We start from the raw sequence: 13,227 nt of genomic DNA, 5'->3' as shown, positions 1-13,227 counted from the left end.
GTGCTCACTCTGGAAGACCGCATCACCGCGCGCGTCAAGGCGGTCGACTTCCGGGCATGGCGAGACCGGGTGACCGCGATTGGCGGGTGTGCCGCGCCTATCCGATTGTCCGGCGCCTTCCAACTCCAAGACCTCAACGGCGGACTGATCGAGCACATCGGCGGGGACGTGATGGTCCCGTGCGGAAACCGCCGTGAGTCGGTCTGCCCGGCCTGCTCCGACCGGTACGCGGCCGACGCCTACCACCTGATGCACGCGGGCTTGGCCGGTGGCAGCAAGGGCGTTCCTGCGGACGTCTCCGAGAAGCCTCGCGTCTTCGCGACGCTTACCGCGCCGTCGTTCGGCCCGGTCCACAACCGCCCGTCCAACTTGACCGGCAAGGTCCGGCCCTGTACCGGTTGCGGGGAGTGGCATCACGGCGACGATCCGCGCATCGGCGGTGCTGTCGACCCCACTACCTACGACTACGTAGGCGCGGTGCTCTGGCAGGCACACGCGGGCAAGCTGTGGCACCGGTTCACGATCGCGCTTCGCCGCAAGCTCGCTGGCGCGGCCGGTTTGAAGGTCTCCGAGTTCAAGAACCACGCCCGGCTCTCCTACGCCAAGGTGGCCGAGTACCAGCGGCGGGGCCTGGTGCACTTCCACGCCGTCATTCGCATCGACGGACCGGACGGACCTCACGACCCCACTCCGGCATGGGCCACGACCGAACTGCTCGGCGACTGCATCAAGGCGGCGGCTCGCTCGGTCGGGATCGACACCACGCGGCCGGACGGTTCAGCGCTGCGCCTCGTGTGGGGCGAACAGGTCGACACCAAGGGAATCCGCGGCTCCCAGGTCGAGGACGAGTCGGGCGAGATCAGCGAGGCGCGGTTGGCGGGCTACGTCGCCAAGTACGCGACTAAGGGCACGGGCGCGAAGGACACAGCGGACCGGCCGATCCGCTCCCAGCTGGACATCGACGTCCTACACATCTCCGAGCACCACCGACGGATGGTGCAGACCGCCTGGGACCTCGGCGGCCTGGCCGACTTCGAGGAACTGAACCTGCGCAAGTGGGCGCACATGCTCGGGTTCCGCGGCCACTTCCTCACCAAGTCCAAGCACTACTCCACGACGTTCCGCGCCATCCGCGAAGAGCGCCGGACGTTCCGCACGCTCGAAATGTTCGAGCGCCTCGAACTCGATCCCGCGTCCGTGGTCGTCGTCAACGACTGGCAGTACGCCGGGTCCGGCTACGACAACGACGCAGAACGCGAACTCGCGGCCGGCATCGCCGAACGAGTCCGCGCGCAACGCCTACGCAAGTACGAACAGGAAGGGGGATCTCATGGCCGCCAAGCTGCCTGACCCGGACGACTTCATGACGGCGGACGAGTTCTGCGCGCGAATGCGCATCTCGAAGGACACGTTCTATAAGTGGCGGCAGATTCCCGGTGCTGCTCCTGTCGTGCACAAGCTGCGAAACGGGTCGTTGCGCATCTCCGGCGCAGACTTCGCCGCGTGGCTGCTCGGCCTGCGGAGTGATGCCGCGTGAACCTCACCTACAAGGTCAGTATCTACGCGCTGAAGATCCTCAAGCCGGACGCCAACGGGAAGGTCCGACCGAAGCCGTACGGGGTCCGCTGGGCGACAGCCGGAAAGCAGCACTCGGAGTGGTACAAGTCCAAGGCGCTCGCGGACAACCGGCGCTCCGATCTGAAGCAGTTCGTCAAGAAGGGCGAAGCCTTCGACATCACGTCGGGGCTGCCGGAATCGGAGATCAAGAAGCAATCCGCACGGTCGCTGTTGAAGCTCGCGCAGGAGTTCATCAGCGAGTCGTGGGAGGAGTCGGCGCCCAACACGCGGAAGCGCTATGTCGACACGTTGGCCATCCCGGTGGCCGCGTTCGTGGGGACTCAGAAGGGCGCTCCTCCAGTTCGGGTGCTTCGACGCGTGCTGACGACCTGTCTCCTGCCGGACAACACTCGGAACCGCTCGCTGTCGGACACAGAGCAGGACGCCGCAAACTGGATCGAGGCGAACTCGCGTCTGGTTCGCGAACTCGCCGACAAGATCGAGACTGGTCGACTGCTTCGGTCGCTTGGCCGGAACCTCGATGGCAAGGCTGCGGCGGCGTGGACGACGCGTACCCGGCGCGGCGTACTTCACCACCTGCTCGGGTTCGCGGTCGACGTCGGCGAGCTCGATGTGAATCCCGTCACGGGGCTGAAGTCTTCGACGCAGCGGGGCACGAGCGAGGTGGACCCGCGGTCGGTCGTGAACCCGGCTCAGGGTCGCCAGTGCCTCGCGGCCGTGACCTACGCGGGCACCGCGACCGGGCAGTACGACTACCTCTACGGGTTCTTCGCGACGATGTACTACGCGGCTCTGCGTCCGTGTGAGGTCAACCGGCTGCGGGAGGCTGATTGCAAGCTGCCCGAGTCCGGCTGGGGTGAACTCATCCTGGAGAAGTCGGCTTCGCGGGCGAACGGGCGGTACACCGACTCTGGCGAGCTGTGGGAGACGCGTTCGCTGAAGAGGCAGGCCGAGGGTGCCGTCCGGCGCGTGCCGATTCCACCGGTGCTGGTGGCGATCCTCCGGTGGCACCTGGAGACCTTCGGGACCACGCCAGACGGGCGGCTGTTCCGCGGGACGATCAGTGGCGGGCCGATCAACGCGACGGTCTACACCCACGCGTGGGGTCGCGTTCGTGAGTTCGCGCTCTCGCCGGAGCAGTTCGAGTCGCCGTTGGCTGACACGCCGTACTCGCTCCGGCACGCGGCGGTCTCGACGTGGCTTGCAGCTGGTCTGCCTCCGGCCGAGGTTGCGGAGCGGGCTGGGCACACAGTCGATGTGCTGTTGAAGGTCTACGCGAAGGTGCTGGACGGGCAGCGGGAGAAGTCGAACCAGAAGATCGACACCTTGCTGAACGGCAGCGACTGATCGCCTTCTCGTAGCTCGACCTCAAGGCGGGTTTCCCCCGGCGATAGCCTCGTCGGGGGACACCGTGTATCTGCGTACCCGGTCAGCTACCAGAGGCTGGCCTTCGCACTCGGACGGCCGCAGCGATCTCGAGCGCTGCCTGCTTTGGGTCTTGGTGTTCCCATATCCGGATGCTCTGCCAGCCAGCCTCTGAAAGCCGCTTGTCTGTGTTCCGATCGCGATCGCGGTTGGTGTTGACTTTGTCCGCCCAGAAGCCAGCGTTCGTTGCGGCCTTGGTGTGATGCTCCGGACATCCATGCCAGAAGCAGCCATCGAGAAACACGGCGACCTTGGCGCGAGTGAAGACCAAGTCAGCTGTTCGCCGGATCTCAGGCAGCGGTCGAGCCGCTACTCGGTAGCGCAGCCCCAGTGCGTGCACCGCTGACCGCAGGGCCAGTTCAGGTTTGGTGTCACGGCTGCGGTTGGATCGCATGCTGGCCCGCACTCCGGCCGACGATGCCCACGACTCCTTTGCCACGCCTCAAGCGTAGAAGAGGCGGACCTGACGCCCTGAAACCGCTGGTCAGGGCTCCGGGCTCGAGTTTGTCGGCCGTTCCTTGTAGTGTCAGGTGCGATCTTGCGTGAGAGGAGACGACGTGCCCAGCTCTTTCAGGGTTGCAGGGCTGTTCGCGGGAATCGGCGGCATCGAACGAGGCTTCCACGAGGCTCTCGGTGACGCGCTGGACACCGTGCTGCTCTGTGAGAACTGGGAACCGGCCAAGCGGGTACTCGCGCATCACTTCGCGGGCGTGGACCTACACCCTGACGTGCAGACGCTTCGGGACCTGCCTGCCAACCTTGATCTGCTGGCCGCTGGCTTCCCGTGCACAGACCTTTCTCAGGCTGGTAGGACTGCCGGTATCCGAGGGGCGCAATCCGGCTTGGTATCTCACGTATTCGAGATGCTCCAGGTCTTGAAAAAGCAACAACAGCGCATGCCGTGGGTACTTATCGAAAACGTGCCCAATATGCTGACGCTCGACCGCGGCGAGGCGATGGCGTACCTCGTCGGAGAACTAGGCGCTCTGGGTTACCGGTGGGCCTATCGAGTCGTCGACTCTCGGTTCACCGGTGTTCCTCAACGACGGCGGCGAGTCGTCCTGCTGGCATCATGCACCGACGACCCTCGTTCGGTGCTATTCGCCGACGAACAGTCGGATATCAGCGAGACGAACCTTCGTGACGACGCGTTCGGGTTCTACTGGACGGAAGGACGCAGCGGAGTCGGCTGGGCGCAGGACGCGACCCCGACGCTTAAAGGTGGTTCGTCTCTCGGCATTCCCTCGCCTCCGGCTATCTGGCTTCCTGGGGACTCAGACCAGCCTCGATTCGTCGTCCCGACCGTCGAGGACGCAGAAGCGCTCCAAGGGTTCGACCGGGGCTGGACGGCACCAGCAGTCGACGACGACCGCCGAAACGGTCCTCGATGGAAGCTTGTGGGCAACGCTGTCACCGTTGGTGTCGCAAAGTGGGTAGCTGAGCGCATCCACAACCCTGGCGACTTCGACGAGAGCAGGTTCACCCAGAACACTGCCAAGAGGCGGTGGTCTTCTGCCGGCTGGGGTGAAGGCGATCAGGCATGGTCAGTGAAAATCAGTGAGTTTCCTCGTCAGGAGACATACAAGCACCTGCTCGATGAGATCGACGTCGACATGTGCACGCCGCTCTCGCACAGGGCTGCGAGCGGGTTCTGGAGCAGGTTGCAGACCACGAACCTCGGTCGACACCCTGGCTTCAGGGATGACATGGCGGCATACGTCGAGCTCACACGCACAAAGGCTCAACCTGTGCCGGCCTGACAGAGCGAAACCCTCGCGTACGCACGACCTTACGACTATCGTCGCTGATCATGTTCGGGCCGACCCTCCTCGCCAGGTTTCTTCAGCAGCCAGGCGAACCAGATAAGTACGGCAACAGGTGGCAGTACCACCCGCGATCAGACCGCCACTCGAAGGTCGGCTGCTGGGGTATCGCGTTCGATCTCCTGGATCAGTCATCACTTCTGCGAACACACGCAGAGGAGGGCAAGATCGTTCTTGGCGTCAACCACTCGATGACGGACTTCTCCACCAACCGCAAGAAGAAGCTCGACCTGGTGATCGCCAGGCCGGGAAGTACGTCAAAAGAACCAACTTCCACCTTCGCCAAGCTTGCTGACGACTTCGGCATACCTCTCACTCATGTCGAGCGAGAAAAATTGTCGCAGTTCCCAGATCTACCGGTGGCGCCGGTTTCATCGGTCCTGATCGCGCTTGAAGCAAAAGCATGCATGACCGAACACACGAAAGCGCGACCGCGATTGTATGATGAGCTGAACTCCTCACATCTGTGCATTCACGGCGCCACCCAGCAAGCGATTGCCATCGGTTACGTGCAGGTCAACGCCGCCACCGAGTTCCTTTCGCCGACTCGCAACAATTTTCCCCTTGGATCAAGGGAAACCGAAGTTTCTCGACACAACCAGCCACGTGCAACCGAGGGCATACTGCAGAAGATTCGAGAAATACCACGACGATCAGCCTCGTCTGAAGTCGGCTTCGACAGCATCGGAATCACGGTCCTCAATTTCCGAAACGACGGCGGTCCGGTCGACTTGGTCGAGAACTCACCGGCGCCCGGACGAGACGACTCGTTCTATTACGACAACATGATTTCGCGAGTGGTTACACACTACGCGTCTATCTTCGCCCGTATCTAGGCCACCGACGGACCGCTCACTTGCCGGTCCGATCGTGCGCATCCGCGCCGGAACGCCCTCAAACCTGGGGAGACATGCAGTAGAGCCCCGACGGATTCCGTCGGGGCTCTACTTGTTCCACACATGTTCCAGAGACAGCCGCAGAGGGCCACAGTCAGCGGCAGACGGCGACCTGCCGACGCTGACGTCGTTGGCAGCATCGAACCAGGTCAACCCACATATGAGGCCTTCAAGCAGGAACTGCGGAACGGCACTGCGTGGGCGAGGTCAGCCGCGCAGTTCCATCGTGCAGCACTTCGGGCCGCCGCCCGACTTGCGCAGTTCCGAGATGTCCACGAGCACGGGCTCGAACCCGCGCCGCGCCACCTGCTCGGCCAGGTGGGTGGCCTCGACTGGCATCACCACGTGCTTGCCGTCGGAGACCGCGTTCAGGCCCAGGCAGACCGCGTCGTCGTCGTTGGCGATCACGGCGTCCGGGAAGAGGCGGCGCAGGACCTGCTGCGAACCCGGCGAGAACGCTTCCGGGTAGTAGGCCACCAGAGGCGACGAAGACTGGTCGTCGAGCATGAACAGGGCCACGTCGAGGTGGTAGAAGCGCGGGTCGACGAGCTGCAGGGAGACGACCGGGACTCCTAGGACCTCCTGGGCCTCCGAGTGGGCGTGCGGGTCGGTGCGGAAGCCTGTTCCTGCCAGCAGTAGGGAGCCGGTCCAGGTGAAGTCGCCCTCGGCCTCGTTGACCGCGGTGGGCATGACCACGGACTTGTAGCCGGCGCCGAGGAACCAGCGGCGGAAGTGGTCGGCTTCGGCCGCGCGCTGCTCTGCGCGGAAGCGGGAGCCCAGGACTCGGCCGTCGATGACCGTGCCGCTGTTGGCCGAGAAGACCATGTCGGGGAGGCCGGCGACGGGGTCGATCACGTGGACCTCGTGGCCCAGGCGCTCGTAGGTCTCCTTCAGGGCCGTCCACTGCTCCACTGCCAGCGACGTGCTGGTGGGCTGAGTCGGGTCCATCCACGGGTTGATGGCGTACTCCACCGTGAAGTACGTCGGCGGGCACATGAGGTACCGACGGGTCGTCGGCATGCGCGTCGGCGCGAGGGGTGCGGCGATGTCGAGCGTGATCGGCTCGCCGGGCCCGGAGATGGATACCGTCATGGATCGAAATGTAAAGCCCAGCTAGACCATCGATCAACGCCGCGACATTGCGTCAACTAGGGCAGAATGTTGCGTGTGGACAGCATCGACCAGCGAATCATTTCGTGCCTCATGGCCAACGCGCGATCTAGCTACGCCGAGATCGGCAAAGAGGTGGGGCTCAGCGCCCCTGCGGTGAAGCGGCGGGTGGACAAACTCCTGGACACCGGGGTTCTTCGCGGCTTCACGGCCGTGGTGGACCCCGAGGCGCTCGGGTGGGGTACCGAGGCGTTCGTCGAGGTGCACTGCAAGGGGAACGTGGCGCCGCACGACATCCAGCACCGGTTGGAGCCGATGGCCGAGGTCAGCGCCGCCTACACGGTGTCGGGGGCCGCGGACGCGATCGTGCACCTCAGGGCCGCGGACATCCACCACCTCGAGACCGCGCTGGAACGTCTCAGGGCCGTCGAGATCATCGACCGGACGGTGTCGACGGTGGTCCTGTCCCGGCTCCTGGACCGGCCGCTGGCACCCTAGGGCCCATGGCTGAGGTTCTGCTGGAGCTCAACGACTCCGTCGCCGTGATCACGATCAACGATCCGGACCGGCGCAACGCACTCACGATCGACCTGTCGCAGGAGCTCGCGGACAGGGTCGCCCAAGCAGAGGAAACCGCCAACGCCCTGATCGTCACCGGCGCGCCGCCCGCGTTCTGCGCCGGTGCGGACCTCACGCAGCTCGGCGAGTCCAAGGACGAGGGACTGCGGAAGATCTACAAGGGGTTCCTCGCCGTGGCCAACGCCACGATTCCGACGATCGCCGCCGTCAACGGGGCCGCGGTGGGTGCCGGCCTCAACCTCGCGCTGGCGACCGACGTTCGTGTCGCCGGGCCGAAAGCGCGGTTCGACGCGCGGTTCCTGCAGCTCGGCATTCACCCTGGTGGCGGCATGACCTGGATGCTGCAGAGGATCACCGGGCCGCAGACCGCGACGGCCATGACGCTCTTCGGGCAGATCCTGGACGCCGATGAAGCGGTGCGCACCAACCTCGCACTCACCAAGGCCGAAGACCCACTCGCAGTAGCAAAAGAGCTGGCCAGGGCCGCTGCCGAGGCTCCAGCTGAACTCGTACGGACCATCAAGGCGACCATGCGGGCGACCGATGCAATGCACGACCACGCGGAGGCGGTCGAGACCGAGCTGAGGCCACAGGTCGCTTCGATCGACACTCCAGAGTTCGCTGCCAGGCTTGCCTCGATGAAGGCTCGAATCAGCGGACGGTAGGTGTTACCTTGAGTAACAGGTATCGGGGGTGACGTCTGCCGCATTCGGGTATCCGCTGGTAGTGCTGTGCCTACCGTCTAGTTAAGGACCCGGTGCGGCGGATGGGACGGTTTGTCTCGCCTGGTGGTACACGGCCGGTCTGGCGGGCGGTCCTGGCGACTACCCTCGATGTGGGGCACAGCCACCCTTGGAGAGAGGTATCGGCGTAGGAATGAGCACTGAGACCCGCAAGCTGGATCGCGTCGTGATCCGCTTCGCCGGCGACTCCGGTGACGGCATGCAGCTCACCGGAGACCGGTTCACGTCGGAAGCGGCGGCGTTCGGCAACGACCTCGCCACCCAGCCCAACTTCCCGGCCGAGATCCGCGCTCCCCAGGGCACCCTCCCCGGCGTTTCGTCGTTCCAGCTGCACTTCGCCGACTACGACATCCTGACGCCCGGTGACCGTCCCGACGTCCTCGTCGCGATGAACCCGGCCGCGCTCAAGGCGAACGTCGTCGACCTGCCGGACGGCGGCATCCTCATCGTCAACACCGACGAGTTCACGAAGCGGAACCTGACGAAGGTCGGGTACGACTCGAACCCGCTCGAGGACGAGTCCCTGGAACGCTTCCAGGTCCACAAGGTCGCCATGGCCACGCTGACCATCGGCGCGCTGGAGGAGACCGGGCTCGGCAAGAAGGACGCCGAGCGCGCGAAGAACATGTTCGCGCTGGGCCTGCTGTCGTGGATGTACCACCGGCCGACCGAAGGCACGGAACGGTTCCTGCGCGAGAAGTTCGCGAAGAAGCCGGACATCGCCGAGGCCAACGTCCTGGCGTTCCGCGCCGGCTGGAACTACGGCGAGACGACCGAGGCCTTCGCCGTCACCTACGAGGTGGCGCCCGCGAAGCTCAACGCCGGCACGTACCGCCAGATCACCGGCAACACGGCCACGGCGTACGGCATCGTCGCGGCGGCGCAGCGCTCGAAGCTGCCCGTCGTGCTCGGCACGTACCCGATCACGCCGGCGTCGGACATCCTGCACGAGCTGAGCAAGCACAAGAACTTCGACATCACCACGGTGCAGGCCGAGGACGAGATCGCGGGCATCGGCATCGCCCTCGGCGCGTCCTACGGCGGTGCGCTCGGCGTCACGTCGACGTCAGGCCCCGGCATCGCGCTGAAGTCAGAGACCATCGGCCTCGCGGTGATGACCGAGCTGCCGCTGCTGGTGATCGACGTGCAGCGCGGTGGCCCGTCCACCGGTCTGCCGACGAAGACCGAGCAGGCCGACCTGCTGCAGGCGATGTTCGGCCGCAACGGCGAGTCGCCGGTGCCGATCGTCGCGCCGCAGTCCCCGTCTGACTGCTTCGCCGCCGTGCTCGACGCCGCCAGGATCGCGCTCCAGTACCGCACGCCGGTGCTGTTCCTCTCCGACGGCGCGGTCGCGAACGGCTCCGAGCCGTGGCTGATCCCGGACGTCGACTCGCTGCCCGACCTTCAGGTCGAGTTCGCGACCGACCCCGAGACGTTCCAGCCGTACTCGCGCGACCCGGAGACGCTGGCCCGCCCTTGGGCCGTGCCCGGCACGCCCGGTCTCCAGCACCGCATCGGCGGCCTGGAGAAGCAGGACGTCACCGGCAACATCTCGTACGACCCCGAGAACCACGACCGGATGGTCCGCCTGCGCCAGGCGAAGATCGACGGCATCGAGGTCCCGGACGTCGTGGTCGACGACCCGAGCGGCGAGGCGAAGGTCCTGGTCGTGGGCTGGGGCTCGTCGTACGGCCCGATCGGCGCCGCGGCACGCCGGGTCCGCAAGCTGGGCCTGCCGGTCGCGCACGCGCACCTGCGCCACCTCAACCCGTTCCCGAAGAACCTGGGCGAGGTGCTCCGCAAGTACGACAAGGTGATCGTGCCGGAAATGAACCTGGGCCAGCTGGCGTTGCTGTTGAGGGCGAAGTACCTGGTGGACGCCGTCTCGTACACCAAGGTGCAGGGCCTGCCCTTCAAGGCGGAGGAGCTGCAGGACGTGCTCGCTGACGTGATCAAGGGGGTGTCGGCGTGACTGCTATCGACCTCGGGATCCCGGGACTGACCGGAATTCCCACCACCGACGAGAAGCAGACGGCCAGGGACTACAAGTCGGACCAGGAGGTCCGCTGGTGCCCCGGCTGTGGCGACTACATCGTGCTCAACACGATGCAGTCGTTCCTGCCGTCACTCGGTCTCAAGCGCGAGAACATCGTGTTCGTCTCGGGCATCGGGTGCTCGTCCCGCTTCCCGTACTACATGAACACGTACGGCATGCACTCCATCCACGGCCGTGCGCCGGCCATCGCCACGGGTCTCGCCGTGTCGCGGCCGGACCTGAGCGTGTGGGTGGTGACCGGTGACGGTGACGCGCTGTCGATCGGCGGCAACCACCTGATCCACACGCTGCGCCGCAACGTGAACCTCAAGATCCTGCTGTTCAACAACCGGATCTACGGCCTCACCAAGGGTCAGTACTCGCCGACCTCCGAGGAAGGCAAGATCACCAAGTCGACCCCGGCCGGATCGCTCGACCACCCGTTCAACCCGGTGTCGCTGGCACTGGGCGCGGAGGCCTCCTTCGTGGGCCGGGCGCTCGACTCGGACAAGGCGGGTCTGACCTCGGTGCTGCGCCAGGCGGCCGAGCACCGCGGTTCGGCGCTCGTCGAGATCTACCAGAACTGCCCGATCTTCAACGACGGCGCGTTCGACGTGCTGAAGGACGCGGACGAGGCACAGCGGCGGATCATCAACGTCGTCGACGGCGAGCCCATCCGGTTCGGTCGCGAGGGCGAGTACTGCGTGATCCGCGAGGGCTTCGGGCTCGCGGTCGCGAAGTCCGCGGACGTGGACGCGAGCGACATCGTCATCCACGACGCGTCGGACCTGAACCTGTCGTTCGCGCTCTCGCGGCTGTCGACGCAGGACCTCTCGCACACCGTCACGGGTGTGTTCCGCAGGGCGAACAGGCCGACGTACGACGACAGCGCACGCGCTCAGGTCGACGCGGCCAAGGCCGCGAAGGAAGCGGACCTGAGCAAGCTGTTGCACGGCAAGGACACCTGGACCGTGGTCGGCTGACCCGGACCGACGAGAAAGGCCTCCACCGAACGCGGTGGAGGCCTTTTTCACATGCCTGTCACGGAGCCGGGCGGAACCCGGCCTTCTCCGCGTCGGCCTCGGTGCGGAACCACACGTCCGCCCTCGTGTCCACGAAGTTCGCGGATCCCTCGGTGTAGTACCGACGACCGGTCAGCGTCGCCTTCACCGCGAAGTCCGCGGCCGGCGCGTGGCCGTCCGACTTCGGCAGCACCGAACCCGGACCGAACGGGGAGCGCGGGTTGAAGCCCTCCGGCTGCTGGTAGCGCGCCGACGAACCCGCCGCGCCGTTCGGGCGGCCACCCGTGGACGGCGAGAAGCCGACCGGGCGCGGGCGGGCCGGGAGTGCGGCGGGGGCGGGCGGGGCCTCCGGCTTCGGGGACTCGAAGGCCTGGAACGCCGGGAAGCTCTGCTGGCGCTGCGCCGTGGTGCGACGGGCCTCGCGGATCGGCAGGCCCGCCTCGGTCACGCGCTGGGGCAGGTCGGTCTCGACGACGACGGGCTCGGGCTCCGGCTCGGGCGGGGCGGCGAGCAGCGGCTCGTCGCTCGGCACGAACTTCGGCACGAACGGCTGGTCGTTGCTCGTGTCCGGGAGCGAGCGGGTCTGGCCGGTCGGCGGCAGCGGCTCGTCGGCGTCCAGCAGCGGTTCGAACAGCGAGCGCGGACGGTCGGCCACCGGCGCCGGGGCCGGGGGTGCTTCCGGCGCGTGCGAGAAGGCGGCGCCGACGCCACGCGGCGTGCGTTCCGGAGCTTCCTCGACCTCGGTCCGCGGCTCGAACGCCGAGAACGGCGCGGGAGCCGGGGCACCGGGAGCGGTGAACGGCTGGGAGTAGGGCCGCGCGGGCTCTTCGTGAACCGGCTCGCGGTAGGCGTGGGCAGGGGCGGACTCGGGCTCGGGTTCGGGCTCGGTGAACGCCTGCTCTTCGGTGTACGCCTGTTCGTCCGCGAGGGTCGTCTCGAAGACGCCGTTGCGCACGTGCGGCGCGTCCAGGTCGATCGGCTCGATCAACCCGGTCTGCTCGGCGGCCGTCTCCGGCTCCGGCTCGGTGAACCCGTCCAGCTGGCCGGAGATCTCGTCGCGCAGGCCGGGGTACTCGCCGGTGAGGTCGGTGTCGGGCCAGCTGCTCTCCTCGACGGCGATGAACGTCGTCTGCTCGGAGCGGGTGCCGGCGGGCTCGTCCTCCTGCTCGTCGGCCTCGTCGAGGAAGACCTCCTGCTCCTGCTCGGCCCACACCTCGCGCGGCTGGTAGATGAAGTCGTCGGGGTGCTCGACCTCCGCCGGCGCGGTCGGCTCGTGGGTCGGCGGAGCGACCTCGGCGACGGGCTCGACGGTGGGCACGTACGACGTCTGCTCGACCGGGAGCTCCGGCTCGTCGTCGAAGTCGGCGGCCTCGAGACCGGACCGCGGCAGCACCGTCGTCATCTCGGCCGGGGTCTCCTCCGGCACTTCCTCGGGCGCGAGGCGCTCGAAGAGCGAACGCGGACGGTCGTCCTCGGCGTCGGCCATGGCCTTCTGCTCGGCCAGCTGCTCCTCGAACCGGCGCTGCGCCTCCTCCGGCTCCAGGTACTGGCGGACCGGAGCGGACGGCTCCTCCTCCACGACCTCGTCGACGGGAGCCTCCACGGGCTCCTCGACGACCGGAACGGGCAGCGGAGCCGGGATGGGCGCCGGTGGCGGCACGGGCTCACCGAAGTAGGCCGGCGGCTCCACGTACGGCGCGGGCGCGGGCGCGGGAGTCGGCGCTGGAGGCGGCAGGGTCAGCACGTCGTCGGTCAGCGACCGCGGCGGCGCGTCGTCCCACTCGTCGACCTCGAAGTCGTCGGTGCGGACGGCCGTCGCGATCGGCGGGGCCGACCGGCGAGCGTCCAGAAGTTGATCTTCGAGGTCGGCGATCTGCTTGCGCGCGGGGCGGACCATCACCACCCAGGTGAGCAGCGCTCCCGCGACGAACGCGAGCAAGCTCCACAGCCAGACCTGCCCGAAGACATTCACGGGTAAGCCCCTTCTACGACCACACTCGGCCCCCACTCACTCGG

12 protein-coding genes are annotated in these 13,227 nt (G+C 66.8%); 9 read left to right on the top strand and 3 right to left on the bottom strand.

What is annotated here, in order from left to right; all coding sequences use genetic code 11:
* Genes AOM45_RS46420 through AOM45_RS46410 form a run of 3 tightly spaced genes read left to right on the top strand, consistent with a single transcriptional unit; the run spans position 1 to position 2,925 of the window.
* Positions 1 to 1,350: a replication initiator gene (locus AOM45_RS46420; RefSeq protein WP_030473194.1), complete on the top strand. Its 1,350-nt coding sequence runs from the start codon at positions 1 to 3 to the stop codon at positions 1,348 to 1,350.
* On the top strand, positions 1,331 to 1,537 hold the full coding sequence (locus AOM45_RS46415; RefSeq protein WP_030473195.1) for a helix-turn-helix transcriptional regulator: 207 nt from the start codon (positions 1,331 to 1,333) through the stop codon (positions 1,535 to 1,537). The genes AOM45_RS46420 and AOM45_RS46415 overlap by 20 nt, the downstream gene beginning before the upstream one ends.
* On the top strand, positions 1,534 to 2,925 hold the full coding sequence (locus AOM45_RS46410) for a tyrosine-type recombinase/integrase (RefSeq protein WP_030473196.1): 1,392 nt from the start codon (positions 1,534 to 1,536) through the stop codon (positions 2,923 to 2,925). The genes AOM45_RS46415 and AOM45_RS46410 overlap by 4 nt, the downstream gene beginning before the upstream one ends.
* Positions 2,926 to 3,007: 82 nt before the next feature.
* On the opposite strand, the gene AOM45_RS50345 is transcribed toward AOM45_RS46410, so the two are convergent.
* Positions 3,008 to 3,409, bottom strand: coding sequence for a very short patch repair endonuclease (locus AOM45_RS50345; RefSeq protein WP_269083683.1), 402 nt, complete (start codon positions 3,407 to 3,409; stop codon positions 3,008 to 3,010).
* 151 nt (positions 3,410 to 3,560) lie between these two features.
* Here AOM45_RS50345 and AOM45_RS46405 point away from each other — a divergent pair, with 151 nt between their 5' ends.
* Both AOM45_RS46405 and AOM45_RS50340 read left to right on the top strand, forming a co-directional pair.
* Positions 3,561 to 4,763 (top strand): DNA cytosine methyltransferase, encoded by a 1,203-nt coding sequence (locus AOM45_RS46405; protein WP_035913677.1) that lies wholly within the window; start codon positions 3,561 to 3,563, stop codon positions 4,761 to 4,763.
* Between the two features lie 50 nt (positions 4,764 to 4,813).
* The gene (locus tag AOM45_RS50340) at positions 4,814 to 5,662 is read left to right on the top strand and encodes a hypothetical protein (RefSeq protein ID WP_201780195.1); all 849 of its coding nucleotides are present in this window, start codon (positions 4,814 to 4,816) and stop codon (positions 5,660 to 5,662) included.
* A gap of 267 nt (positions 5,663 to 5,929) precedes the next feature.
* On the opposite strand, the gene ddaH is transcribed toward AOM45_RS50340, so the two are convergent.
* The gene (ddaH, locus tag AOM45_RS46400) at positions 5,930 to 6,742 is read right to left on the bottom strand and encodes a dimethylargininase (protein ID WP_030473198.1); all 813 of its coding nucleotides are present in this window, start codon (positions 6,740 to 6,742) and stop codon (positions 5,930 to 5,932) included.
* A 147-nt stretch (positions 6,743 to 6,889) separates the two neighbouring features.
* On the opposite strand from ddaH, the gene AOM45_RS46395 reads away from it, so the two are divergent.
* The 4 genes from AOM45_RS46395 (at position 6,890) to AOM45_RS46380 (ending at position 11,172) form a co-directional block, all read left to right on the top strand.
* A complete protein-coding gene (locus AOM45_RS46395) occupies positions 6,890 to 7,330 on the top strand; it encodes an Lrp/AsnC family transcriptional regulator (RefSeq protein ID WP_035913697.1) in 441 nt (146 codons plus the stop codon).
* Positions 7,331 to 7,335: 5 nt separating this feature from the next.
* A complete protein-coding gene (locus AOM45_RS46390; RefSeq protein WP_030473200.1) occupies positions 7,336 to 8,076 on the top strand; it encodes an enoyl-CoA hydratase in 741 nt (246 codons plus the stop codon).
* Between the two features lie 211 nt (positions 8,077 to 8,287).
* Positions 8,288 to 10,126, top strand: a complete 1,839-nt coding sequence (locus AOM45_RS46385; RefSeq protein ID WP_051784689.1) for a 2-oxoacid:acceptor oxidoreductase subunit alpha — start codon at positions 8,288 to 8,290, stop codon at positions 10,124 to 10,126.
* The gene (locus AOM45_RS46380) at positions 10,123 to 11,172 is read left to right on the top strand and encodes a 2-oxoacid:ferredoxin oxidoreductase subunit beta (RefSeq protein WP_030473202.1); all 1,050 of its coding nucleotides are present in this window, start codon (positions 10,123 to 10,125) and stop codon (positions 11,170 to 11,172) included. The genes AOM45_RS46385 and AOM45_RS46380 overlap by 4 nt, the downstream gene beginning before the upstream one ends.
* A 58-nt stretch (positions 11,173 to 11,230) precedes the next feature.
* Here the strand turns inward: AOM45_RS46380 and AOM45_RS46375 are convergent, their stop codons facing one another.
* On the bottom strand, positions 11,231 to 13,183 hold the full coding sequence (locus tag AOM45_RS46375) for a LapA family protein (RefSeq protein WP_030473203.1): 1,953 nt from the start codon (positions 13,181 to 13,183) through the stop codon (positions 11,231 to 11,233).
* Positions 13,184 to 13,227: the final 44 nt, after the last annotated feature.

The sequence above is a fragment of the Lentzea aerocolonigenes genome (genome assembly GCF_000974445.1).
In the GTDB taxonomy this organism is placed as follows: Bacteria; Actinomycetota; Actinomycetes; order Mycobacteriales; family Pseudonocardiaceae; genus Lentzea; species Lentzea aerocolonigenes.
This window is presented reverse-complemented; position numbering and strand designations above follow the sequence as displayed.